Annotated in this window: 19 protein-coding genes; 12 read left to right on the top strand and 7 right to left on the bottom strand. The window is 67.5% G+C overall.

From position 1 onward, the window contains the following. Genes rpoB through M1L36_RS00285 form a run of 4 tightly spaced genes read left to right on the top strand, consistent with a single transcriptional unit; the run spans window position 1 to window position 6,416 of the window. A complete protein-coding gene (gene rpoB / locus M1L36_RS00300; protein ID WP_250871703.1) occupies window positions 1-1,827 on the top strand; it encodes a DNA-directed RNA polymerase subunit B in 1,827 nt (608 codons plus the stop codon). After that, window positions 1,824-4,745, top strand: coding sequence for a DNA-directed RNA polymerase subunit A' (locus tag M1L36_RS00295; protein ID WP_250871702.1), 2,922 nt, complete (start codon window positions 1,824-1,826; stop codon window positions 4,743-4,745). The genes rpoB and M1L36_RS00295 overlap by 4 nt, the downstream gene beginning before the upstream one ends. Further along, window positions 4,745-5,995, top strand: coding sequence for a DNA-directed RNA polymerase subunit A'' (gene rpoA2 / locus M1L36_RS00290; protein WP_250871701.1), 1,251 nt, complete (start codon window positions 4,745-4,747; stop codon window positions 5,993-5,995). Before M1L36_RS00295 ends, rpoA2 begins: the two co-directional genes overlap by 1 nt. Before the next feature lies 1 nt (window position 5,996). Beyond that, window positions 5,997-6,416 (top strand): NusA-like transcription termination signal-binding factor, encoded by a 420-nt coding sequence (locus M1L36_RS00285; RefSeq protein WP_250871700.1) that lies wholly within the window; start codon window positions 5,997-5,999, stop codon window positions 6,414-6,416. 70 nt (window positions 6,417-6,486) lie between these two features. Here M1L36_RS00285 and M1L36_RS00280 read toward each other — a convergent pair whose 3' ends face one another. After that, on the bottom strand, window positions 6,487-6,774 hold the full coding sequence (locus M1L36_RS00280) for a hypothetical protein (RefSeq protein ID WP_250871699.1): 288 nt from the start codon (window positions 6,772-6,774) through the stop codon (window positions 6,487-6,489). A 178-nt stretch (window positions 6,775-6,952) separates the two neighbouring features. Between M1L36_RS00280 and M1L36_RS00275 the strand changes: the two genes are divergently transcribed. The 4 genes from M1L36_RS00275 to M1L36_RS00260 all read left to right on the top strand — a co-directional run bounded on the left by M1L36_RS00275 (window position 6,953) and on the right by M1L36_RS00260 (window position 10,136). Beyond that, window positions 6,953-7,381 (top strand): 30S ribosomal protein S12, encoded by a 429-nt coding sequence (locus M1L36_RS00275; RefSeq protein WP_158205265.1) that lies wholly within the window; start codon window positions 6,953-6,955, stop codon window positions 7,379-7,381. Next, on the top strand, window positions 7,381-8,001 hold the full coding sequence (locus M1L36_RS00270; protein ID WP_250871698.1) for a 30S ribosomal protein S7: 621 nt from the start codon (window positions 7,381-7,383) through the stop codon (window positions 7,999-8,001). The genes M1L36_RS00275 and M1L36_RS00270 overlap by 1 nt, the downstream gene beginning before the upstream one ends. 201 nt (window positions 8,002-8,202) lie before the next feature. Continuing rightward, window positions 8,203-8,763 carry a hypothetical protein gene (locus tag M1L36_RS00265; protein WP_250871697.1) on the top strand — a complete coding sequence of 187 codons (561 nt, stop codon included), beginning with the start codon at window positions 8,203-8,205 and terminating at the stop codon, window positions 8,761-8,763. An 86-nt stretch (window positions 8,764-8,849) separates the two neighbouring features. Beyond that, window positions 8,850-10,136, top strand: a complete 1,287-nt coding sequence (locus M1L36_RS00260; protein ID WP_250871696.1) for an MFS transporter — start codon at window positions 8,850-8,852, stop codon at window positions 10,134-10,136. A gap of 30 nt (window positions 10,137-10,166) precedes the next feature. On the opposite strand, the gene M1L36_RS00255 is transcribed toward M1L36_RS00260, so the two are convergent. Beyond that, a complete protein-coding gene (locus M1L36_RS00255; protein ID WP_250871695.1) occupies window positions 10,167-10,919 on the bottom strand; it encodes a DUF5781 family protein in 753 nt (250 codons plus the stop codon). A 132-nt stretch (window positions 10,920-11,051) separates the two neighbouring features. Between M1L36_RS00255 and M1L36_RS21520 the strand changes: the two genes are divergently transcribed. Together M1L36_RS21520 and M1L36_RS00245 are read left to right on the top strand one after the other, a co-directional pair. Continuing rightward, a complete protein-coding gene (locus tag M1L36_RS21520; RefSeq protein ID WP_250871694.1) occupies window positions 11,052-11,897 on the top strand; it encodes a J domain-containing protein in 846 nt (281 codons plus the stop codon). Between the two features lie 190 nt (window positions 11,898-12,087). Then, window positions 12,088-14,274 carry an elongation factor EF-2 gene (locus tag M1L36_RS00245; protein WP_250871693.1) on the top strand — a complete coding sequence of 729 codons (2,187 nt, stop codon included), beginning with the start codon at window positions 12,088-12,090 and terminating at the stop codon, window positions 14,272-14,274. Window positions 14,275-14,559: 285 nt separating this feature from the next. Here M1L36_RS00245 and M1L36_RS00240 read toward each other — a convergent pair whose 3' ends face one another. The 5 genes from M1L36_RS00240 to M1L36_RS00220 all read right to left on the bottom strand — a co-directional run bounded on the left by M1L36_RS00240 (window position 14,560) and on the right by M1L36_RS00220 (window position 20,517). Beyond that, a complete protein-coding gene (locus M1L36_RS00240) occupies window positions 14,560-14,988 on the bottom strand; it encodes a dCTP deaminase/dUTPase family protein (protein ID WP_250871692.1) in 429 nt (142 codons plus the stop codon). A gap of 59 nt (window positions 14,989-15,047) precedes the next feature. After that, window positions 15,048-16,142, bottom strand: coding sequence for an aminopeptidase (locus tag M1L36_RS00235; RefSeq protein WP_250871691.1), 1,095 nt, complete (start codon window positions 16,140-16,142; stop codon window positions 15,048-15,050). Between the two features lie 43 nt (window positions 16,143-16,185). Beyond that, on the bottom strand, window positions 16,186-16,599 hold the full coding sequence (locus tag M1L36_RS00230) for a CBS domain-containing protein (RefSeq protein WP_250871690.1): 414 nt from the start codon (window positions 16,597-16,599) through the stop codon (window positions 16,186-16,188). Window positions 16,600-16,695: 96 nt separating this feature from the next. Then, complete coding sequence (locus tag M1L36_RS00225) at window positions 16,696-19,332, bottom strand: valine--tRNA ligase (protein ID WP_250871689.1); 2,637 nt, start codon at window positions 19,330-19,332, stop codon at window positions 16,696-16,698. A gap of 123 nt (window positions 19,333-19,455) precedes the next feature. Then, entirely contained in the window at window positions 19,456-20,517 is a 1,062-nt protein-coding gene (locus M1L36_RS00220) for a succinylglutamate desuccinylase/aspartoacylase family protein (protein ID WP_250871688.1), read from the bottom strand. Window positions 20,518-20,660: 143 nt separating this feature from the next. On the opposite strand from M1L36_RS00220, the gene M1L36_RS00215 reads away from it, so the two are divergent. Next, window positions 20,661-22,154 carry a carboxypeptidase M32 gene (locus M1L36_RS00215; protein ID WP_250871687.1) on the top strand — a complete coding sequence of 498 codons (1,494 nt, stop codon included), beginning with the start codon at window positions 20,661-20,663 and terminating at the stop codon, window positions 22,152-22,154. Between the two features lie 338 nt (window positions 22,155-22,492). Then, entirely contained in the window at window positions 22,493-23,464 is a 972-nt protein-coding gene (locus tag M1L36_RS00210) for a hypothetical protein (RefSeq protein WP_250871686.1), read from the top strand. The last annotated feature ends 145 nt before the right edge of the window (window positions 23,465-23,609 follow it).

Raw genomic sequence — 23,609 nt, 5'->3', positions numbered from 1 at the left:
ATGAGTCAGGGACGAGAAGCCAAAGTCTACGTCAACGGAAGCCTGGTCGGGACGCACCCCGACCCGAACAGACTCGCGAGCGACATCCGACAGGCCCGCCGCCGTGGCGACGTCAGTCAGATGGTCAACGTCTCGGTGCGCGAGCGCACCGGCGAGGTCATCGTCAACGCCGACGCCGGCCGCGCCCGCCGACCGCTCATCGTCGTCGAGGACGGCGAGCCGCGCATCGGTGACGAGGACATCGAGGCGCTCGAGGCCGGCCAGCTCGACTTCGAGGACTTCGTCGAGACCGGTGCCATCGAGTTCATCGACGCCGAGGAGGAAGAGGACATCTACGTCGCGGTCGACGAGGAGGAGGTCAGCGAGGACCACACCCACCTCGAGATCGACCCACAGCTCATCTTCGGTATCGGTGCCGGGATGATTCCCTACCCCGAGCACAACGCTTCCCCACGAATTACGATGGGGTCGGGGATGGTCAAGCAGTCGCTCGGGCTGCCGAGCGCGAACTACCGCATCCGGCCGGACACGCGCCAGCACCTGCTGCACTACCCACAGCTCTCGATGGTCAAAACGCAGACCACCGAGCAGATCGGGTACGACGACCGGCCCGCCGCACAGAACTTCACCGTCGCGGTGATGAGCTACGAGGGGTTCAACATCGAGGACGCGCTCGTCATGAACAAGGCGTCGGTCGAGCGCGCGCTCGCCCGGTCGCACTTCTTCCGCACCTACGAGGGTGAGGAGCGACGCTACCCCGGCGGCCAGGAGGACCGCTTCGAGATTCCCTCCGACGAGGTCCGTGGCGCACGCGGCGAGGAGGCGTACACGCACCTCGACGACGACGGTCTCGTCAACCCGGAGACGACCGTCGACGAGAACGACGTGCTGCTCGGGAAGACCTCCCCGCCCCGGTTCCTCGAAGAGCCGGACGACATGGGTGGGCTGAGCCCCCAGAAGCGCCGCGAGACGAGCGTCACGATGCGTTCGGGCGAAGACGGCGTCGTCGACACGGTGACGCTGATGGAGGGCGAGGACGGGTCGAAGCTCTCGAAGGTCTCGGTGCGCGACCAGCGAATCCCCGAACTCGGGGACAAGTTCGCGTCGCGACACGGCCAGAAGGGGGTCGTGGGCCACCTCGCGCCCCAGGAGGACATGCCGTTCACCCAGGAGGGCGTCGTGCCCGACCTCATCGTCAACCCGCACGCGCTGCCGTCGCGGATGACGGTGGGTCACGTGCTGGAGATGCTCGGCGGGAAGGTCGGCGCGCTCGAAGGCCGCCGTGTCGACGGGACCGCCTTCCAGGGCGAGGACGAGGAGGAACTGCGTGCGGCGCTGGAGGAGAAGGGGTACAACTCCGCGGGCAAGGAGACGATGTACTCCGGTGTCACCGGCGAGAAGATCGAGGCCGAGATCTTCGTCGGGGTCATCTTCTACCAGAAGCTGTACCACATGGTCTCGAACAAGATTCACGCGCGTTCGCGTGGGCCGGTCCAGGTGCTGACCCGCCAGCCCACCGAAGGGCGTGCGCGTGAAGGTGGGCTCCGTGTCGGAGAGATGGAGCGCGACGTGCTCATCGGTCACGGCGCGGCGATGGCGCTCAAAGAGCGCCTCCTCGACGAGTCCGACCGCGAGTACATCGACATCTGTGGGAACTGTGGGATGACCGCCGTCGAGAACGTCGAGCAACGGCGCATCTACTGTCCGAACTGCGAGGAGGAGACGGACATCCACCGCGTCGAGATGAGCTACGCGTTCAAACTACTGCTCGACGAGATGAAGGCGCTGGGCATCGCCCCGCGAATCGAACTGGAGGACGCAGTATGAGTGTCAATTCATCACCCAAGGAGATCGGGTCACTCAGCTTCGGGCTGATGAACCCCGAGGAGTACCGCGAGATGTCGGCGACGAAGGTCATCACGGCCGACACCTACGACGACGACGGGTTCCCCATCGACATGGGGCTGATGGACCCGCGACTGGGCGTCATCGACCCCGGTCTGGAGTGCAAGACCTGCGGCAAACACAGCGGGTCGTGCAACGGGCACTTCGGTCACATCGAGTTGGCCGCGCCCGTCATCCACGTCGGGTTCTCGAAGCTCATTCGCCGCCTCCTGCGCGGGACCTGTCGCGAGTGCTCGCGACTCTGTCTCACCGAGGACGAGCGCGACGAGTTCCGCGACAACCTCGAACGCACGCGTCAGTTGGGCGACGACCTCAACGACGTGACGAAGGCGGCCATCCGCCAGGCCAGAAAGAAGAACCGCTGTCCGTTCTGTGGCGAGAAGCAGTACGACATCAACCACGAGAAGCCGACCACGTACTACGAGGTTCAGGACGTGCTGTCGGCGGACTACACCGACCGCATCGCCGCGGCGATGGAGGGCCGCCCCGTCGGTGACGAGGAGGAGGGCGACGTCGACCGCGAAGCCCAGTCGCCGACGCAGGTCGCCGACAAGACGGGCATCGACGCCTCGCGCATCAGCGAGATCCTCTCCGGTGAGTTCCGACCGCGACCGGACGACCGCAAGGCGCTGGAGAAGGCGCTGAACGTCGACCTGACCGAGGAGGACATGAACAAGCTGATGCCCTCGGACATCCGCGACTGGTTCGAGAACATCCCGGACGAGGACATCCGCGTGCTGGGCATCAGCGCCGAGAAGTCCCGTCCCGAGTGGATGATCCTGACCGTCCTGCCGGTGCCGCCGGTGACGGCCCGTCCGTCCATCACGCTGGACAACGGCCAGCGTTCCGAGGACGACCTCACCCACAAGCTGGTGGACATCATCCGCATCAACCAGCGGTTCATGGAGAACCGCGAGGCGGGTGCACCACAGCTGATCATCGAGGACCTGTGGGAGCTGCTGCAGTACCACGTGACGACGTTCATGGACAACGAGATTTCGGGCACGCCGCCCGCTCGCCACCGCTCCGGACGTCCCCTCAAGACCCTCAGTCAACGACTGAAGGGCAAGGAGGGTCGGTTCCGTGGCTCGCTGTCGGGGAAGCGCGTCAACTTCTCGGCTCGTACGGTCATCTCGCCTGACCCCACGCTGTCGCTCAACGAGGTCGGTGTCCCCGACCGCGTGGCGACCGAGATGACCCAGACGATGAACGTCACCGAGCGCAACATCACCGAGGCGCGACGATACGTCCAGAACGGCCCCGAGGGCCACCCCGGTGCGAACTACGTCAAGCGCCCGGACGGTCGCCGTCTGAAGGTGACCGAGAAGAACTGCGAGGAACTGTCGGAGAAGGTCGAACCCGGCTGGGAGGTCAACCGCCACCTCATCGACGGCGACATCGTCATCTTCAACCGACAGCCGTCGCTCCACCGGATGTCCATCATGGCCCACGAGGTCGTGGTGATGCCGTACAAGACGTTCCGGCTCAACACCGTCGTCTGTCCGCCGTACAACGCCGACTTCGACGGCGACGAGATGAACATGCACGCCCTCCAGAACGAGGAGGCTCGTGCCGAGGCGCGCGTGCTGATGCGCGTCCAGGAGCAGATCCTCTCCCCGCGGATGGGGCTGAACATCATCGGTGCGATTCAGGACCACATCAGCGGGACGTACCTGCTGACCCACGAGAACCCCCACTTCAACGAGACGCAGGCGCTCGACCTGCTGCGTGCGACGCGGGTCGACGAACTGCCCGAGCCGGACGGCGAGAACGACGAGGGCGTCCCGTACTGGACCGGCCGGTCCATCTTCTCGGAGCTACTGCCGCCGGGCCTCGACCTGGAGTTCTCCTCGTCGACCGGCGACACCGTGCTCATCGAGGACGGGACGCTCGTCGAGGGGACCGTCGACGAGGACGCCGTCGGTGCGTTCGGTGGCGAGGTCGTCGACACCATCTGCAAGCAGTACTCGACGACGCGCGCCCGGATGTTCATCAACGAGGTGGCGACGCTCGCGATGCGTGCCATCATGCACTTCGGGTTCTCGGTCGGCATCGATGACGAGTCCGTCCCGAACGAGGCCGAAGAGCAGATCGGCGAGGCCATCGACAACGCCTACGAACGCGTCGCCGAACTCATCGAGACGTACGAGGCGGGCGACCTGGAGTCGCTCCCCGGCCGGACGGTCGACGAGACCCTCGAGATGAAGATCATGCAGACGCTCGGGAAGGCCCGTGACTCCGCGGGTGACATCGCCGACGAGTTCCTCGAGGACGACAACCCGGCCGTCGTGATGGCCCGCTCGGGTGCGCGTGGGTCGATGCTGAACCTCACGCAGATGGCTGGCTGTGTCGGTCAGCAGGCAGTGCGCGGCGAGCGCATCAACCGCGGCTACGAGGACCGCACGCTGAGCCACTACCCACGAGACGACCTCTCGGCGGACGCCCACGGCTTCGTCGAGTCGTCGTACCGCTCGGGGCTGACCCCGCGGGAGTTCTTCTTCCACGCGATGGGTGGCCGCGAAGGGCTGGTGGACACGGCAGTCCGGACCTCCAAGTCCGGCTACCTCCAGCGCCGCCTCATCAACGCGCTCTCCGAACTGGAGACGCAGTACGACGGGACCGTCCGGGACACCTCGGACACCATCGTCCAGTTCGAGTTCGGCGAGGACGGCACCTCGCCGGTGAAGGTGTCCTCCGACGAGGAGAACGACATCGACGTCGACGGCATCGCGGACGCGGTGCTCGAAGCCGAGTTCGGCGACGACGGCGAGGAGTTCCTCACCGACACCCAGACGAACCTCTCCGAACAGATGGACAACTTCATCGCAGGTGACGACTGATGGCAGCGAACGACATCCAGGTGGTCGTCGAGGGCTCGGACCTGCCCCGACGGCTGAAAGACAAGCTGTACGAGACCCTCGACGCGAAAGGTATCGACGACGTCGAGACGGCGACCGACGTGAAAGAGGCCGTCGAAGAGCGCTACCTCGACACGCGCGTCGACCCGCTCGACCCCGTCGGCACCGTCTCCGCGCAGTCCATCGGGGAGCCGGGGACGCAGATGACGATGAACACGTTCCACTACGCGGGCGTCGCGGAGATCGACGTCACGCAGGGGCTGCCACGGCTCATCGAACTGGTGGACGCCCGGAAGACGCCGGACACGCCGATGATGACGGTCCACGTCGACCCCGAGTTCGTCCAGGAGCGACTGGACGCCGAGAACGACGACGGCTACACCGAACGCGACGTCGCCCACGAGATCGTCTGGCAGATCGAGGCGACGCGAATCCTCGCGCTCGGTGACGTCTCGACGAACGTCGCGGACATGCTCGTCCGCATCGACCTCAACGAGGAGACGCTCGACGAGCGCTGGCCGACGGTCGGGACGACCGCGGAAGTGACGGCCGAGATCGCCGAGACCATCGAGTCGAAACTCGACGTGAGCACCGTCGAACCAGACGACGCGACCATCGAGTTCGGTCCCGAGGAGCCGTCCTACCGCGGTCTGCTCCAGCTCGTCGAAGAGCTCCGCGAGATCGTGTTCAAGGGTATCGACGACGTCTCGCGGGTCGTCATCCGCAAGGAGCAGACCGAGGACCCCGACACCGACGACGAGGAGTTCGTCCTCTACACCGAGGGCAGCGCGTTCGGGAAGGTCCTCGACATCGACGGCGTGGACGCCTCGCGGACGACGTGTAACAACATCCACGAGATCTACCGCCAACTCGGCGTCGAGGCCGCTCGCGAGACGATCATCAACGAGACGATGAACACGCTCGAAGAGCAGGGGCTGGGCGACGTCAACATCCGCCACCTGATGCTGGTCGCGGACATGATGACCAACCCCGGTACCATCGAGTCCATCGGTCGCCACGGCATCTCCGGCAACAAGGACTCCGTGCTCGCGCGTGCGGCGTTCGAGGTGACGGTCAACCACCTGCTCGACGCCGCCATCCACGGCGAGGTCGACGACCTGGACGGCGTGACCGAGAACGTCATCGTCGGCAAACCCATCAAGCTGGGTACCGGCGACGTGACGCTGCGGATGGGCTCGCGCCCGGACACCGAGTCCGAGAGCGCCGACTGAGATGCCCGTCACGCTGTCGGACGAGGCGCTGCGGTACATCCAGCTGTTCGAAGACGAGACCGAGGTGGCGGCGACCGACTGCGTCGTCGAGGACGAGCGACTGGTGTTCGTCGTCCCGCCCGGCGAGATGGGGAAGGCCATCGGACCGGACGGTCGCCACGTCAAGCGCGTCGAACGGCAGGTCGGACGGCGGGTCGAACTCGTCGAGGACGCCGACACCCCGGAGGCGTTCGTCGCCAACGCGTTCGCGCCGGCGGCGGTGTACCACGTCACCATCAGCGAGAACGACGACCGCGTCGCGTACGTCGAGGTCGCCGACGAGGACCGCGGGGTCGCCATCGGCACCGACGGGCGCACCATCGACCGAGCACGGACGCTCGCCGAGCGCCACTACGACGTCGACGACGTGGAACTGACCTGAGGCTCGCGGCGAGCCTCGACGGTCGAAAACGGATTTTCCGCGACAGAAGTACCGAACGACAGCGACGCGCCTACCGGTTTCGGAAGCGGCGGACGACACCCAGCACGCCGACGACGACGCTCAGGAGGATGGCGATGATTCCGAGGCTCAGGAAGATGCCGATGAGGACGTTGATCATCTCGTTGTCGTCGATGACGCCCTGGGAGGCGAGGAAGTCGATGGCGAAGCCGATGACGAACATGAGGACGATGAAGCCGACGGCCCGGAAGGCCAGCGCCGAACCCACCGAGGAGGAGTCGTCGCGCTGTGCCGGTCGCTCCCGTCTCTCGGTGGTCCCCTCGGACGATGCGTTTGCCATGTCGGACGCTTACTGTATCGAAGTACAAGAGCGTTCGGAGATGTGCCGGTGGTGAGACGGGCCAGCGCACCCGTCAGGGTCGCGACACGGGGGACGAATCCGACCGAGTGCGTGAAACACCCGCACGCGGCGGCGAAAAGGGAGCCTTAAGTAGCTCGGGTAGGTACTTCGCTCCACTATGGCGAACGGCAAGTACGCCGCGCGGAAGCTTCAGAAGGACCGTCAGAACCGACGGTGGTCCGACTCGAAGTACGCGCGTCGCGCTCGCGGGCTCGGGAAGAAGTCCGACCCGCTCGAAGGGGCCCCACAGGGCCGCGGTATCGTACTGGAGAAGGTGGGCATCGAGGCGAAACAGCCCAACTCGGCCATCCGGAAGTGTGTCCGAGTCCAGCTCATCAAGAACGGGAAGCAGGTCACCGCGTTCTGTCCCGGTGACGGCGCGATCTCGTTCATCGACGAGCACGACGAAGTCACCATCGCCGGTATCGGTGGGGCGAAGGGTCGTGCGATGGGCGACCTCTCCGGTGTCAACTACAAGGTCGAGAAGGTCAACGGCGTCTCGATGATCGAACTCGTCCGCGGGAACGCGGAGAAGCCGGTGCGATAATGAGCGAGGAAGAAGCACCCGAACCCGACGCGCCCGCCGGCACCGACGACGAGGAGGAGTCGGTCGACGCGCTGCTGTTCACGAAGTGGGAGGTCTCGGACATCGTCTACTCCGACCCCTCGACGGAGCGCTACATCACCGTCACCCCCATCGCCCACACGATGGGTCGCCACGCGAACAAGCAGTTCAAGAAGAGCGAGATCAGCGTCGTCGAGCGACTCATCAACCGCCTGATGCAGACGGAGGACAACACCGGGAGCAAGCAGAAGACGACCGGTATCGTCCGCGACGCCCTCGAAATCGTCAACGAGCGCACCGACGAGAACCCGGTGCAGGTGCTCGTCGAGGCCGTCGAGAACTCCGGACCGCGTGAGGAGACCGTCCGCCTGAAGTACGGGGGTATCTCCGTCCCGAAGGCCGTCGACGTCGCTCCCCAGCGCCGTGTCGACCAGGCGCTGAAGTTCATCGCGCAGGGGACCCAGAGCGGGTCGTACAAGACGAAGACCTCGGCCGCCGAGGCGCTCGCTCGCACGCTCATCGGCGCGGCCGACTACGACGTGCAGGCGTACCCCATCAACCAGAAAGAGGAGAAAGAGCGCGTCGCCGCCGCCGCCCGCTAACTCCGGTTCGACGACTACTCTCTGTCTTCTTCGACTCTCGACCACCAGCGGCCGCTCCGGGGCCTCCCCGTGGTCGCCCCGACCCGCACGACACGAAGTCGTCGGTCCCGGCGGCTCCGGCGGCCGCCGCGCCCCCGGCGAGTCCCTGCGTGACTGGCCGCCGCCCGCACGTCTTTCAGTCGTCGCCCCGTACGTCGAGCCATGCCCGAGTTACGCCGTGCCGTCCTCGACGAGGCGGGCAGTCGGAGCAAGTACCTCACCGCGACGGAGTTCCTCGCGCTGGTCGAGCGCGGGCACCCGTCCGGAGAGCCGGGAGTCGCCCGCGAGACGTACACCGCGTACGTCGAGCAGTTGAGCGAGGAGACGCCGACCGTCGACGGCGACAGCCTCCTGACGAACCTCGACGGGCAGACCGTCGACGGGGACGACTGGGCCGGCGACGAGCGCGTCTACCGGGTCGGGGACGACCGACTGAGCCTCTACCCGAAGACGTGGCACGACCGACTCGCCGGCGAGTCCGACCCACGCGCCTACCTCCGGGCGTTCTCCGAGGACGGCGCGTTCGAGTCGGGAGTCCCCGAGTCGACGCTGCTCGACGCGATGGTGACCATCGGTGGTGTCGAGCGCGAGACGGCGAAGGGGAACCTCGAAGCGCTGCGCGAGGACGGCGAGGTGGTCGAGGACGCCGACCAGCACCCCGACGCCAACGTCTACCTCGCCGAGGAGCGCGAGGACCTCAAGGACGGCAAGGACGTCCACTGAGACGACCGCGGGACGAGAGCTGACAGCCTCCATACAAAAACCGCGTTCAGCGAACCGTTTTCCGGGACGGGTCCGACCCACGGACCATGGCCGACCGCCTCGTCGCGAACTACTACGTCTACCGGGCGACCCTGTCGGTCGGGTTCGTCACGCCCGTCTTCACGCTGTTCCTGTTGCGGACGCTGTCGTTCACCGAGGTCGGCGCGCTGTCGGCGCTGTACTCCGTGGTCGCACTGTTCGGCGAGATACCGACGGGCTACGTCGGCGACCGACTCGGCCGCCGAGCGAGCCTACTGCTGTCGGTGGTGTTCGGCGTCGCCTCGCTGGCGGGGTTCGTCCTCGTCCAGTCGTTCCTGTGGTACGCCCTCCTGTACGTGCTGTGGGCGCTGGCGCTGACGTTCCGGTCGGGGAGTCTCGACGCGTGGCTCTACGACCTGCTCGACGAGCGTCTCGACGCCGACGCCTTCACCCGGGTCCGGGGACGCGGCGACGCCGTCCAGCAGTGGACCGGCGCGGTGACGATGGTCGGCGGCGGTCTGCTGTACGGTCTGGACCCGACGTTCCCGTTCGTCGCGGCCGTCGCGTTCAACAGCCTGGGCGTCCTCGCACTGGTGCGACTACCGAAGAACGCCCAGTACGCCGGGGAACGTGACGACCGCCCGCCGATGCGCGAGACGTTGGGCCTGGTCCGCGAACGACTCACCCGCCCGCCGCTCCGGTCGCTGGTGGTCTACGCCGCGCTGTTGTTCGCGGCGACCGGCGTCGCGCGGGGGTACGTCCAGCCGATGGCCGTCGAGACGCTCGGGCCGACGGCGGCCGGCCTCGGCGTCGACCTCCCACCGGGTGGGGCGGTGGCCGCCGCCCGGTCGGGGGAGGCGGGGGCGACCCTCGCGCTGGGACTCGGTGTGCTGTACGCCGTGCTCTCGGTCGTGTCGTCGGTCGGCGGCTACTACGCCGGCCCGCTGGCCGACCGTCTCGGGGTCCGCGGGACGCTGCTCGTCGTCCCGTTGCTCGTGGGGGTCGCACTCGTCGTCCCGGCGTGGGTCGGTCTGCTGGCGCTGCCGGCGTTCGTCACGATGGGCGTCGGTATCCCACTGGTCCGGCCGGTGGTCGGGGGCTATCTCAACGACCACGTCGCGCGCGCGGGTCGGGCGACGACCCTGTCGGCGGCCCAGATGTGTTACATGGCCGTCCGGACGCCGTTGGCGCTGGCGGCGGGGGTGCTCGCCGACGCGACGACCGCGACGACGACCGTCGCCGCCATGGGTGGGGTCGTCGCCGTGGGTGGTGGCGTCGTCTGGCTGGTCAGCACGGTCGCTCCCGACGGGAGCACGGCGGTGACGCCCGGGAGCGACACACCGGCCGATAGCTGAGGGCGAGGCGCGAGGAGCGTCGTGCCGTCGTCAGTCCGCGGCCTGTTCGGTCCCGCCGGCGTACGCGCGGGTCACGTCGACCAGCGACTTGCGGTACTCGCTCTCGTCGGGGTCGTCGGCGAGCGACTCGAACCGGGCTTTGAACTGCTCGACGCTGACGGCGGGTGCGTCGCTGCCGGCGGCCGCCGCGAGGTCGTACAGGCGGTGGTCGTCGTCGACGAGGTCGTGGCGTTCGACCAGCGCCAGCGCGAACGCCGCGTTGACCGCGGTGATGTCGGGGTCGGACGCCGGGGTGAGCCGTCGCCAGGCCCGAGGAGCCGAGACGGGCCGTTCGGCGAGCGCCGTCGCGAGACTCGACTCGAGGAACGCGACGAGTTTGTCCGCCGGACCGACGTCGAGCGTGATGTCGTCGGCGTAGATGTCCTTCATGTGGTTGGCGATCTGATAGCAGTGGGTCAGCTTGCGTCGTTCGACGCTGCGACCCGCCAACGCGAGGTAGATGGCCTCCTCGGTCGACTGCATGTGTGAGGGGTGGGCCTGTTCGTAGCGGTGCATGTGGGCGAACTCGTGGAGCGAGAGCTCCCGGGCCATCGCGCTGGTGGCGGCGGAGACCGAGATGTTCAACACGTGGTGGTCGGCGTAGTGACCCGTGTAGGTCCGCTCGTCGGGGTCCGTTCGAACGCGCACCTCCACCGGCAACGAGAGGTCGTACTCGGTCTCGAAGAGGTCGCGGGCGGAGAGAAACGGATCGGTCGGCCCACGGCCCAACACTCGAACGTCCATGCTGTTCGTTACCACGGCCTCTGCGCGTATGACTCTTGTGCGCGTCGTCGCGTGGTGGGTCGACCGACGCGGCCGAACGGACGTGTCCGGACCGACGGGACACTTACAATCACCGAGCGACCATGTACGGGCGTGAACAGGTCGTCGGTCGCCATCGCGCTGGCGGGGGTACTCGCGGTGGGCGCGCTGCTGTTCGCGTGCCTCGGCCTCCTCCGGCCCCTGTTCTGGGTCGCCGCCGCGGGCAGCGGTGCGTCGAGTTACCTCTGCTGGCGCTACGGGCGCGACCGCATCCTCGCCGAAGCCTACGGCGACGCCGACCCACGGGCGGCCGACGACACCGACGAACGGCGACAGCGTCGCGTCGCGACCGAAGACTGGCACCGCGGCGGCTTCGAGTACCGGACCGGCGACGCCTCCCCGAGCGACGACGACTGGGACGACTGGCGCTGGCCCGGTGCGTTCTGGCGGGAGGACGCCGCCCGACGGTCGGGAAGCGGGACCGACGGTCCGACGGCCGGCCGGACCCGAACCGGGTTCGACCCCGACGGGGCCGACGTCGGTGGTCGCGACCACGGCGGTCGCTGGGACGACCCCTGGGCCGACGAGGACCCCAACTGGTGGGGCGGGTGGGCCGAGGAGACCGGCGAGTCGTGGTCCGGCGGACGAGGCACCGACCGCGGGCCGAGCGACGGCGGGACGGCCGACGGGCGGACCGGACGGGAGGACGCCGGCCACGGCGAGACCGGCGAGACCGGTCACGGCGGCGACCGAGGGCGGACACGCGGGAGCGGCCAACGACAGCTCTCACGGGCGCGTGAGGAGGCCGCCGCCGTGTTGGGGGTCGCTCCCGACGCCGCTCCCGAGACGGTTCGGGCGGCGTACCGCGAGCGAGTCAAGGAGACCCACCCGGACTGCGGTGGCGACGAGTCGGCGTTCCGTCGCGTCCGGTGGGCGTACGAACAGCTTCGCGGTCCGTGACCGCACGTCGGTCGGAACCCCCGCCGTGCACCCGGTGTGAGCGTCGGCAGCGACGGTCGCGGACGGCCAGCGTCGGAGCGAGACCGAGGGTCCGAGAGGCTCCGTATGTGGCGTATTCTCACGATAATCGAGTGATTCCGTGGAAATGGAAACACTACCCTTTTCACTACGCTATCGGTAGGACACCCTAATGGGCCGACGTAAGAAAATCGTACAGGAGTGTGAGAAGCTGATGGACAAGCCGGAGCAGATCCGGAACATCGCCATCGCCGCTCACGTCGACCACGGGAAAACGACGCTTTCGGACAACCTCCTCGCGGGTGCCGGGATGATTTCGGACGAGACCGCCGGCCAGCAGCTCGCGATGGACACGAAGGAGGACGAGCAGGAACGTGGTATCACCATCGACGCGGCGAACGTCTCGATGACCCACGAGTACGAGGACCGCAACCACCTCATCAACCTCATCGACACGCCGGGCCACGTCGACTTCGGTGGGGACGTCACCCGCGCGATGCGTGCCGTCGACGGTGCGCTCGTGGTGGTCGACGCCGTCGAGGGCGCGATGCCCCAGACCGAGACGGTGCTCCGACAGGCACTCCGCGAGGGTGTCAAGCCCGCTCTGTTCATCAACAAGGTCGACCGTCTCATCTCCGAGCTCCAGGAGGGGCCCCAGGAGATGCAGCAGCGCCTCCTCAAGGTCATCCGCAACGTCAACGAGCTCATCCGCGGGATGACCGAGGACATGGACGACGTCGACGACTGGACGGTCAGCGTCGAAGACGGCACCGTCGGCTTCGGGTCCGCCCTCTACAAGTGGGGGGTCTCGATGCCGTCGATGCAGGCCACCGGTCTCGACTTCGGCGACATCATCGACCTCGAGCAGAACGACAAACGTCAGGAGCTCCACGAGCGGACGCCGCTCTCGGACGTCGTGCTCGACATGGTCTGTGAGCACTTCCCGGACCCGCTGGACGCCCAGCCCCGTCGTATCCCGCGCATCTGGCGTGGCGACGCCGAGTCCGAGCTCGCAGAGCAGATGCGTCTCGTCGACGACGACGGCGAGGTCGTCCTGATGGTTACCGACATCGGTATCGACCCGCACGCGGGCGAGGTCGCCTCCGGTCGTGTGTTCGCCGGCGGTCTCGAGAAGGGCCAGGAGCTCTACGTCTCGGGGACGGCAGGCAAGAACCGCGTCCAGTCCGTCGGTATCTACATGGGTGGCGAGCGTGAGGAAGTGGAGCGTGTCCCGGCGGGGAACATCGCGGCCGTCACCGGTCTGCGCGACGCCATCGCCGGCTCGACCGTCTCCTCCGTCGAGATGACGCCGTTCGAGTCCATCGAGCACATCTCGGAGCCGGTCATCACGAAGTCCGTGGAGGCGAAAAACATGGACGACCTTCCGAAGCTGATCGAGACCCTCCGACGTGTCTCGAAGGAAGACCCGACCATCCAGATCACCATCAACGAGGACACCGGGGAGCACCTCATCTCCGGGCAGGGTGAGCTACACCTGGAGGTCCAGACCCAGCGTATCGAGAGCGAGCAGGGCATCCCGGTCATCACCGGTGAGCCCATCGTCGTCTTCCGCGAGCAGCCGACGGGTGCGTGTGAGACCGTCGAAGGCATCTCGCCGAACCGCCACAACCGGTTCTACATCACCATCGAGCCGCTCAGCGACGAGCTCGTCGAGACCATCCAGCTCGGCGAAGCGTCGATGGACATGCCCGAACTGGAGCGCCGTGAGGCACTCCAGGAGGCCGGCATGGACAAGGACACGTCCCAGAACGTCGAACACATCTACGGGACGAACATCCTCATCGACGACACGAAGGGGATTCAGCACCTCAACGAGACGATGGAGCTCGTCATCGAGGGTCTCGAAGAGGCGCTCGACGACGGTCCACTCGCCGCCGAGCCCGTCCAGGGGTCGCTCATCCGCCTGCACGACGCTCGCCTGCACGAGGACGCCATCCACCGCGGTCCGGCCCAGGTCATCCCTGCGGTCCGCAACGCGGTCCACCGCGGTCTCATCGCGGCGCGCGTGAAGCTCCTCGAACCCATACAGAACGTCCGTATCGACGTGCCCAACGAGCACATGGGTGCCGCCTCTGGCGAGATCCAGGGTCGCCGTGGCCGCGTCGACGACATGTACCAGGAGGGTGACCTCATGGTCGTGGAGGGCATCGCGCCCGTCGACGAGATGATCGGGTTCTCCTCGGACATCCGCTCGGCCACCGAGGGTCGCGCGTCGTGGAACACCGAGAACGCCGGGTTCCAGGTCATGTCCAACAGTCTCCAGGAGGAGACGATGAAGGAGATCCGCGAGCGCAAGGGCATGAAGCTCGAACTGCCCGAGGGCGTCGACTACTTCTAGCGACCGTTTTCCGCCTCGGGTTTGCCTTCGGCGAACCGCTCGGCGCAAAACCGACGATGAAAAAGGCCGCTCGGAGCGCGTCGCGCTCCTCCCGGTGAACCGCGCCTCCGGCGCGGACGTCTTCTCTCTATCTCGCCACCGCACCGCGGAGCGGCCGCTACCCTCTACGACCGTTCAAGTACGAGCACGCGGCCAGTCTCAGCCATGCGCTGAGTGCCACCACGAGGCGTCGCGTGGGAGTGCGAAACCGCGTCTCGTGGGCCGGGAATCGGTGACGCCTGTTCGCTATCGAATCGGCGAGCGGAGCGTGGAGATGCGCGCGTTCCGTTTCAGCGAGACGCCCGACTCGGGGACCGTCAACGGGACCGTCGGGAGTTTGCTGACGAACAGCGTCGGGTGGGTGACGCCGCGTTCGACGAGTTCGGTGCGTGGCTGGAGGGCGAACACCGACTGTTCGGCGTCGAGGCGCTCGTTGTACCCGACGAGGTAGGTGCCGGCGTCGAGGTCCCACCAGCCGTACTCGTCGTCCCCGTCGCGAGCCTCCGGTTCGACTCGACTCGTCTCGACGGCGGCGAGTTCGTCGCCGCCGAAGTCGACCGCGCCACCCTCGTCGAGTCGCTCGACCGTCGCGAGCGTCAGGTCGACCCCCCCATCGTGGACCTGCGTCTCCTCGTGGACGAACCCTTCCAGAAACGTCGCTGCGTCGTCTGCCATAGGTCGACTTCACGCGGCGGTGCGAAAAGCGTGGGGCCGGCAAGGTCCCGCGACGTCCTCTAGAAGTCGTCTTCGAACCAGAACTGCCCGTCGCGCTGGACGACCTCGCCGTCGACTTCCATCCGGGAGTCCTCGCTCAGGTCGGTGATCATGTCGACGTGGACCGCCGAGTCGTTGGCCTCGTCGGCGTTCTCCGTCGTGAAGTTCGAGTCGTAGGCTCGCCCGAGCGCGAGGTGGACGGTGTCGCCCATCTTCTCGTCGAACAGGATGTTGTCGGTGAACCGGTCGATACCGCGGTTCATGCCGATGCCGAGTTCCCCGAGGCGACGAGCACCGTCGTCGGTCTCCAGAATCTCGGTCAGCACCGACTCGTTCTGTGCGGCCGCGTAGTCGACGACGTCGCCGTCCTCGAAGGTGAGGTGGACGTCGCGGACGCGCTTGCCGTTGAGCGTCATCGGGACGTCGAACAGCACCTCTCCCTCGGTGGCGTAGGGGGCGGTGAACACCTCACCCGAGGGGAGGTTGTGCGAGTCGTAGGCGACGCTCGCCGCGGAGTTGACGGCGACCCGACCGTCGATGGCCATGGTGAGGTCGGTGTCCTCCTTGACGATGCGGACCTCACTGCCGTCGTCGAGGACGTCCTTGACGAGCGCCATGCGCTCGGCGAGGTCCTCCCAGTCCCGGACGATGGCGTCGTAGGCGAACTGCTGGTACTCCTCGAAGGCCATCCCCGCTTGCTGGGCGAGCGAACGGTTCGGGTGGACCGTCGACACCCAGTCGGTGTCCATCCGTGCCTCGCGGACCGCCTGGTCCGCGCGGGCGGCCTGCTGGCGGGTCTCGCTCGGAACGTCGGCGGTGGCGCTGGTGTTGCGCCCGCCGCGCAGCGCGAGCACCGCGTCGGCGTTCTCGTAGAGCGCGAGTTCGTGGTCGGCCTCCTCGAACTCGCCGTCGTGGGCGAGCTGGTAGGCGCGGGTGAGTTCGCCCGAACTGTATGTGAAGACGGGGGTCGCGCCCTTCTCACCGAGCTGTTCGGCGACGGCGACCGCGAGGTCGTGAGCGTCCATCCCGACGACGACCACGACGTCGTCGCCCGCCTCGATGCGGGCGCTCCACTCGACGAGGATGCGTGCGTGTTCCCTGATCCGTTCGTCCATGACCGAACCACGCACGAGGCGGGGTAAACACCCCCGATTCGTGTTACCGCGGGGACTGACCGACCGCGTCGATGGTCTCGAACAGCTCTTCGGCGACGGTGGCGACGAGTCGGTCGAGCGTGAGCACGCCGACGAGTCGACGTGCGTCGTTGACGACCGCGGCCTGCCGTGCCGTCCGCCGGTGCATCGCTCGGAGGGCGTCGAGCACGCAGTCGTCGTCGTGGACGGCCGCGATGTCCCCGTCCATGACGTCCGCGGCGTCGAGAGCGGTGACGTCGAACGCGTCGGTGAGTGACAGCGCCAGTTCGCGGTCGGTGACGATACCGACCGGTCGCGACTGCTTCGTGACGACGACGCTACGGACGTTCTCGTCGAGCATCCGGTCGGCGAGCGTCGGCACCGGCGTCGAGGGGGTCGCGGAGACGACCGCGTCGCTCGCTATGTCGCTCACGGGCATCTGTTTCGTCGGCCTACACGAGCCACCCTTGTGAAAACCAGGGGTTGATATAGCAAGACAGTCGAGACGGTCGCGTCGCGAGGCCGCGCCGGGCGCTCAGCCCTCGTAGACGAGCACCGTCGCGTCGTCGAGTTCGACGACCTCGACCTCCTCGCCGCTGGCGGCCTGTTGCTCCTCGACGACTTCGAACGCGTCGGCGTCGAGGGTGACGGCCTCGCCGTTCACGTCGAGTTCGACCTCGCCGTTGGTCTCCTGTTGGGCCTTCAGCGCGGCGGGGTCGGCGGCTTCGAGCGCGCCGATGACCGCACCGGCCTCGTCGCGGAACTTCGGCCCGATGCTGGCGTGGTCGGGGTCGACCCCGACCGGGACGAGTTCGACGTTCGGACGGCCGGATTCGAGGTACACCGGCGCGTTGACCGCACTGGAGAGGTCGTAGGTGTCGAGTGCGCCGTCGCCCTCCAGGTCGGTGAACACCTCGATGCGGTCGAGTTCGGCGTTGAGCGCCATCCCCTGCTCGGACTTCCAGGAGCGAATCTCGCTGGCGACGTCGGCGACGAGCTGGCCGCGGTCGACGGTCTCCTCGTCGAAGTCGGGGAGGGTAGGCCACTCTGCGGCGTGAACGCTGCCGTCCAGACCGGGGAGGGCGTCGTACGCCTCCTCGGCGAGGAACGGTGCGAACGGCGAGAGCATCCGGAGCGACGACGACAGCGCCGTCAACAGCGCGTGGCGGGCGGCGTTGCGCTCGCCGGGGCGGCCCTCGTAGAGGCGACCCTTGACGAGTTCGAGGTAGTCGTCGGCGAGGTCGTGCCAGACGAACTCCCGGACCTCACGGAGCGCGGAGTCGTAGCGGTACTCCTGCATGGCCTCGTCGACGCGCTCGGCGACCTGTGCGGCCCGGCCGAGGATCCAGCGGTCGGCGTCGCGGTAGGCGGGGTCCTCGATGTCGACGGTCCGCTCGTCGAGGTGACCGGCAGCGAACTTCGTGATGTTCCACACCTTCGTGTTGAACCGCGAGGCGGAGGTCGCCTCCTTGGGCTGGAACTGCACGTCAGCGCCGGGTTGGCCGCCTAGCGCGAGCGCCTGGCGGACGGCGTCCGCGCCGTAGTCGTCGATGGCCTCGCGGGGCGTGACGACGTTGCCACGGGACTTGGACATCTTGTTGCCGTCGGGGCCGAACACCATCCCGTTGACGAGGACGGTGTCCCACGGGCGTTCGTCGGTCAGTTTGCCCGTGCGCAGGAGCGTGTAGAACGCCCACGTCCGGATGATGTCGTGACCCTGCGGGCGGAGCGCGACCGGTTCGAACTCCTCGCGAGTGATCTCCTCGGGCCACCCCGAGATGTGCAGCGGCGTGATAGAGGAGTCCATCCACGTGTCCATGACGTCGGTCTCGCCGACCCACTCCTCGGCCTCGCACTCGGGACACGCCCCGACGGCGGGGTCGGTCTCGGTCGGGTCGACCGGTAGCTCCTCGACCTCCGCGACGTGCCAGTGTCCACACTCCTGGCACTCCCAAGCGGGGATGGGCGTCGCGAACACGCGCTGGCGGGAGATGACCCAGTCCCAGTCCATCCCCTCGGCCCACTCTTCCAGGCGGGCGTACATGTGGTCGGGAATCCACTCGACCTCCTTGGCCTTCTCGACGATGGCGTCCTGGTCGATGCGGACGAACCACTGCTCCTTCGAGAGGATCTCGATGGGCGTGTCACAGCGCCAGCAGACCCCGACGGCCTGCTCGGTCGAGTTCTCGTCGACGAGGTGGCCCGCGTCGTCGAGCGCCTCGGCGACGTTCTCCTTGGCCTCCGGGATGGTCTGGCCCTCGAACTCGCCGGCGAGGTCGTTCAGGTGGCCGTCCTCGGTCAGGACGGGTCGCAGGTCGAGGTCGTGGCGTGCCCACCAGTCGACGTCCTGTTTGTCCCCGAACGTACAGATCATCACCGCGCCGGTGCCGAACTCGCCGTCGACGTCCTCGTCGGCGATGAGTTCGACCTCCTGGCCGAACAGCGGCACCTCGAACGTGTCGCCCACGCGGCCCTCGTAGCGCTCGTCTTCGGGGTCGACCGCGATGGCGACACACGCCGGGAGGAGTTCGGGGCGGGTGGTCGCTATCTCGATTGGGTCGGTCTCCACGCCGTCGAAGGCGACCTGATACAGCGTGCCCGTCCGGTCTTCCTTCTCGACCTCGGCGTCGGCGATGGCGGTCTCACAGCGCGGACACCAGTTGACGGGGTGTTCGTCGCGGTGGACGTCGTCTTCCATCTCGACGAACGAGCGCTGGGTCTTCCCCCAGTACGACTCGTCCATCGTGCGGAACTCCGCCGACCAGTCGATGGAGAAGCCGAGTTCGTCCATCGTCTCCTTCATCGAGTCGATCTGCTCTTCGGTGTGCTCGATGCAGAGGTCGCGGAACTCCTCGCGGGAGACGTCCGTGCGGTGGATGCCGTGGTTCTCCTCGACCTTCACCTCGGTCGGCAGGCCGTGGCAGTCCCAGCCCTGCGGGAACAGCACGTCGTCGCCCTTCAGCCGGTGGTAGCGCGCGGCGAAGTCGATGTACGACCACTGGAGACCGTGGCCGATGTGGAGGTTCCCCGTCGGGTAGGGGGGCGGGGTGTCGATGATGTAGTCGGGACGGTCCTCGTGGTCCTCGTAGGCGTAGAGGTCGGTGTCTCGCCACTGGTCGCGCCAGTGCTGCTCGATACGGTCCGGGTCGTAGTCGTCCGGTAGGTCTGTCATGGTTCGTCGCGGTCGGTCGCCGGGCGGTGCGCTGTGAGAAGGAGCTTACACACGTACTACGGGCGACCGATACATACCAGAGCAGAACGGGGAGAGCAGGATAAATCTTCGCGTGTGTGGTCGTCAGGCCGGACTCACGTCCCGGCCCATCCAGTGGAACGTCCCGTGCTGGCTGAACCCCACCTCGTCGAAGATTCGCTCGATCTCGTCGCGGTCGACGTCGTCGATGCGTGCGAGGTGGACCAGCGGGTGGCCCGGCTGGACGTGCGGGTTGGCGACGATGCCGATGAGCAACCCGTCGAACGGCGCGACGACGGTGTCCGTCTCGGTCTGGAAGTGGTTCGAGACGGTACAGATGGGGTCGCCCTCGTCGACGACCGGGTACGGCCCCCAGTGCATCTCGACGAGTCCACCGGTCGGGGCGCGAACCCACGTCGACTCGCCGTGCCCGACGACCATGCGGTACGACACCGGACGCGGGTCGACGGCCGGGAGCATCCCGTAGGTCGCGAGCACGTTCTCGACGCCGCGCAGGCCCATCTCGACGAGTCTCGGCTGGAATCGCTGGGCCTCGCCCATCTCGACGGTGAGCGTCGGGACGCCGGCGTCACTGGCGACACGTCGAAGCATCTTCGTCGACCCCGCACCGTCGAGGACGAGACGGGCACCGAACGCGTCGACGAGGTCCGCGACCGCGGGGTCGCTCGTGTCCGCACGGACGTGGAACAGCGTCATTCGGTTGCGCGTCGAGGTGTGGAAGTCGAGCACCATGTCGCAGCGCGAGACGAGACGGTCGTAGACCCGTCGGGCCATCCGGGAACCCGTAGACCCGTGTTCACTGCCGGGGAACAGTCGGTTGAGGTCCTGGTCGTAGATGGGGAGGTAGCGCTGCTGGGCGATGTACCCCGGCACGTTCATCACGTGGACGAGTACGAGCGTCCCCGCGAGGTCCTCGGGGTCGTACCGCCGGGCGAGTTCGTGGACGACGCTCACACCGTTCAGTTCGTCACCGTGCATCGCCGCCGAACAGAGCAGTCGTGGGCCCGCTCGGGCACCGTTGACGACGGTGACGGGAATCTCGATGGGCGCGCCGAGGTACGTCTCACCGACGTCGAGGTAGAGGTGTCTCGTCTCGCCGGGGGCGACGGTCTCGCCGAGTTCGAACGGGCGTGGGCCAGCGCTCATGTCGTCAGGGGAGGCAGTCCGCGGGCATACCCGTTCTCGCGGGTACTGCGGACAGTCACGGGGTCACGTCGATGGGAGGGTGTCGGGAGGCCTGCCACGCGGACCCACCTCATTGAAGCCCTCCGCGCGTGTCCGTCTCGCGCATGGCAATCGACCAGTCGCGCTACGACGAGTTCGTCGAGCGCGTCGAACGACTCACGTATCTCCAGGGGGCCAGCGGCGTCCTCTCGTGGGACCAGCAGGTGACGATGCCGAGCGGCGGCACGCCCGCGCGCTCCCGACAGGTGTCGACGCTGTCGACGATGGGCCACGAACTGCTGACGAGCGAGGAGATGGCCGCCGACCTCGACGCGCTCGAAGACGAGACGCTCGTCGCCCCCCAGCAGGCCGTCGTCCGGGAGGTCCGCCGGAAACACGAGCGAGCGACCCGCGTCCCCGCCGACCTCGTCGAGCGCACCTCCCGAGCGACGAGCGAGGCGTTGGGCGTCTGGGAGCAGGCGAAAGCCGAGGACGACTTCGACGCGTTCGCCCCGAAACTCGACGAACTCGTCCAGCTCAAACGCGACTACGCCGAGCACATCGACCCCGACGCCGACCCGTACGCGGTCCTGTTCGCCGACTACGAACCGTACCTCGACCTCGACACCGCAGAGCGCGTGCTGACGCGTCTGCGCGAGGAACTCGTCCCGCTCGTCGACCGCATCCGCGAGAGCGACGTCGAACTCGCGGTCGACGCCTTCTCGGGCCAGTTCGACGCCGAGAAACAGGAGGCCGCCTCCCGTGACGCGCTGGACACGCTGGGGTACGACTGGGACCGCGGCCGTCTCGACGTCTCTTCACACCCGTTCACCTCGGGCAACCAGTTCGACGCCCGCGTGACGACCCGCTTCGACGAGTCCGACCCGCTGGGCGCGCTCACCGCGACCATCCACGAGTTCGGCCACGCCCAGTACCTGCTCGGCCTGCCCGACGACCACTACGGCACCCCTCTCGGAGCCGACCGCGACCTGACCGTCCACGAGTCCCAGTCCCGACTCTGGGAGAACCACGTCGGGCGGACCGAGGCGTGGTGGGACCTGTTCCTCCCGACGTTCACCGAGCAGTTCCCCGACGTGGAGGCGACCCCCCGCGAGGCGTACGAGGCCGCCAACCAGGTGTACGAGGACAACCTCATCCGGGTCGAGGCGGACGAACTCACCTACCACATGCACATCGTGATTCGCTTCGAGATCGAACGCGACCTCATCGCGGGCGATCTCGACGTCAGCGAGGTGCCCCAGGTGTGGAACGACAAGTACGAGCAGTACCTCGGCATCCGCCCCGAGACCGACGCGGAGGGCTGTCTCCAGGACATCCACTGGAGCCACGCCAACTTCGGGTACTTCCCGACGTACTCGCTGGGCAGCGTGCTGGCGGCCCAACTCGACGACGCCGTCCGACGGGACCTCGACCTCGACACGCAGGTCCGCGCCGGCCAGTTCGACCCGCTCCGCGAGTGGCTCTACGAGAACGTCCACCAGCACGGCGCGCGCTACACGACCCCCGAACTCGTCCGTGAGGCGACCGGCGAGGACTACACCGCCGACTACTTCCTCGACTACGTCACCGAGAAGTACGAACGGCTGTACGACCTCTGAGGCGACCGCCGCTCGGGGGGGACCGGAAACCACTCGACGCGCCGGCCTTCACAGACACCCACACGTCCAGGTCACTCACCAGTTCGTGATGGTTCACGAACACGCTACGACACGAAAGCCGAGGATTACTCGGTCGGTCACGCGATACAGCGTGCCGTGGTAGCGGCGCTCGGAAACCGAAGTTCTCCCGTGTGAAGTCATTACAACCCGGCTACCGTGACCTCGTCGCAGCGTTCGACGGCCGCAGCTCCCGTCGGAGACTCGACTCACGAGTGCGGGGGAGCACTCGGGAGACATGGCCGCCCATAACTATGGACCGTTCCCGAGTCGAGAGAGTCATGGTCATCGACCGTGCCCTCCGGCACTACCGAGACGGCGGGGTGGACCACCTGCTCTCGAAACTACGAGACCAACTGGACTACAGCTACCGCTACGGGTCGTACGGTCTCGAACGCGCGGTGTTCAGCGACCTCCAGTGGTACCGGTTCACGACGTGGCGCAACCAGCGGGGCGTCGACGCCGCCGCCGACCCCCGCGAACTCCGGTGGGTCGACCCCGAGGACATCCAGCGGGTGAGCCCGTTCAACCCGCGGTTCTGCTGGCGAAAGCTCGGGCAGGTCCGCGACGGCGACTGGGACCTCGACTGTCAGCGCTTCGACGACCGGTTCGACGACGTCATCCGGGCGCTCGAAGCGCGCTACGTCGACGGCGAGGACTGGGCGGACATCCAGAAGGTCCAGGACACGCTCGACGGCGAACGCTGGCACTTCTACCGCGGCGAGGAGGTCTGGGAGTGGGTCGAGAAACTCGACGCGCTCCACGACAGCATCGCCGAGAAACGCGCCGTCCCCGTCCGCTCGCTGCTCGACGCCTCGTTCGCCGAGGCGGCCTACGAGGAGAACGACTCGCTGGCCGACCGGTTCCGCCCCACGACCAACGGGTCGCTGTTCTTCGGCGAGACCGACGACGTCCAGATCCTCGACTGGCTGGATGACATCCGGGTCGACGTCGGTCGCGACGGCGAACTCCTCCGACACAACGGCCGTCACCGCCTCTGGTTCTCCAAACACCTCGACGTCCGCGAGGTGCCCGTCTGCGTCATCGTCCGCCACGAGCAGTGGCAGGACCTGCGCGACGAGGTCGCCGCCGCCGACCACGTCGACGAACTGAGCGACCGGGCGCGAGACCACCTCGACCACCCGGACATGATCGACGTCCGCGAGGGGCTCGCCGGCGTCGCCGAGGAACTGGAGCGACCCGTCGCCGACCGCGTCGCCGCGGACCCACCGGCCGCACGCGCCGACGACTGAGCGCCGACGCGCTCTCCGCTGGCTCTCCTCACGGTCGTCTCGGACGGGCACAGCCGCGACCACGTCGGCACGGACACCGACCGTACCCGTTCACCGACCCGACCCGGAGGACACGACGGGTTCCCCTACAGTTAACACACCCCGA

It is taken from the genome of Halomarina rubra (genome assembly GCF_023699475.1).
Lineage (GTDB): Archaea > Halobacteriota > Halobacteria > Halobacteriales > Haloarculaceae > Halomarina > Halomarina rubra.
Note: the sequence above shows the minus strand (reverse complement) of the source record. Positions and strands in the feature narration are given on the sequence as shown.

Coding starts and splice junctions, on each gene's coding strand:
- M1L36_RS00280 (WP_250871699.1), bottom strand. CDS start 6,774: ATGGCAAACGCATCGTCCGAGGGGACCACCGAGAGACGGGAGCGACCG.
- rpoB (WP_250871703.1), top strand. CDS start 1: ATGAGTCAGGGACGAGAAGCCAAAGTCTACGTCAACGGAAGCCTGGTC.
- M1L36_RS00265 (WP_250871697.1), top strand. CDS start 8,203: ATGCCCGAGTTACGCCGTGCCGTCCTCGACGAGGCGGGCAGTCGGAGC.
- M1L36_RS00285 (WP_250871700.1), top strand. CDS start 5,997: ATGCCCGTCACGCTGTCGGACGAGGCGCTGCGGTACATCCAGCTGTTC.
- M1L36_RS00245 (WP_250871693.1), top strand. CDS start 12,088: ATGGGCCGACGTAAGAAAATCGTACAGGAGTGTGAGAAGCTGATGGAC.
- M1L36_RS00270 (WP_250871698.1), top strand. CDS start 7,381: ATGAGCGAGGAAGAAGCACCCGAACCCGACGCGCCCGCCGGCACCGAC.
- rpoA2 (WP_250871701.1), top strand. CDS start 4,745: ATGGCAGCGAACGACATCCAGGTGGTCGTCGAGGGCTCGGACCTGCCC.
- M1L36_RS00220 (WP_250871688.1), bottom strand. CDS start 20,517: ATGAGCGCTGGCCCACGCCCGTTCGAACTCGGCGAGACCGTCGCCCCC.
- M1L36_RS00210 (WP_250871686.1), top strand. CDS start 22,493: ATGGTCATCGACCGTGCCCTCCGGCACTACCGAGACGGCGGGGTGGAC.
- M1L36_RS00230 (WP_250871690.1), bottom strand. CDS start 16,599: ATGCCCGTGAGCGACATAGCGAGCGACGCGGTCGTCTCCGCGACCCCC.
- M1L36_RS00275 (WP_158205265.1), top strand. CDS start 6,953: ATGGCGAACGGCAAGTACGCCGCGCGGAAGCTTCAGAAGGACCGTCAG.
- M1L36_RS00240 (WP_250871692.1), bottom strand. CDS start 14,988: ATGGCAGACGACGCAGCGACGTTTCTGGAAGGGTTCGTCCACGAGGAG.
- M1L36_RS00295 (WP_250871702.1), top strand. CDS start 1,824: ATGAGTGTCAATTCATCACCCAAGGAGATCGGGTCACTCAGCTTCGGG.
- M1L36_RS00260 (WP_250871696.1), top strand. CDS start 8,850: ATGGCCGACCGCCTCGTCGCGAACTACTACGTCTACCGGGCGACCCTG.
- M1L36_RS00215 (WP_250871687.1), top strand. CDS start 20,661: ATGGCAATCGACCAGTCGCGCTACGACGAGTTCGTCGAGCGCGTCGAA.
- M1L36_RS00225 (WP_250871689.1), bottom strand. CDS start 19,332: ATGACAGACCTACCGGACGACTACGACCCGGACCGTATCGAGCAGCAC.
- M1L36_RS00235 (WP_250871691.1), bottom strand. CDS start 16,142: ATGGACGAACGGATCAGGGAACACGCACGCATCCTCGTCGAGTGGAGC.
- M1L36_RS00255 (WP_250871695.1), bottom strand. CDS start 10,919: ATGGACGTTCGAGTGTTGGGCCGTGGGCCGACCGATCCGTTTCTCTCC.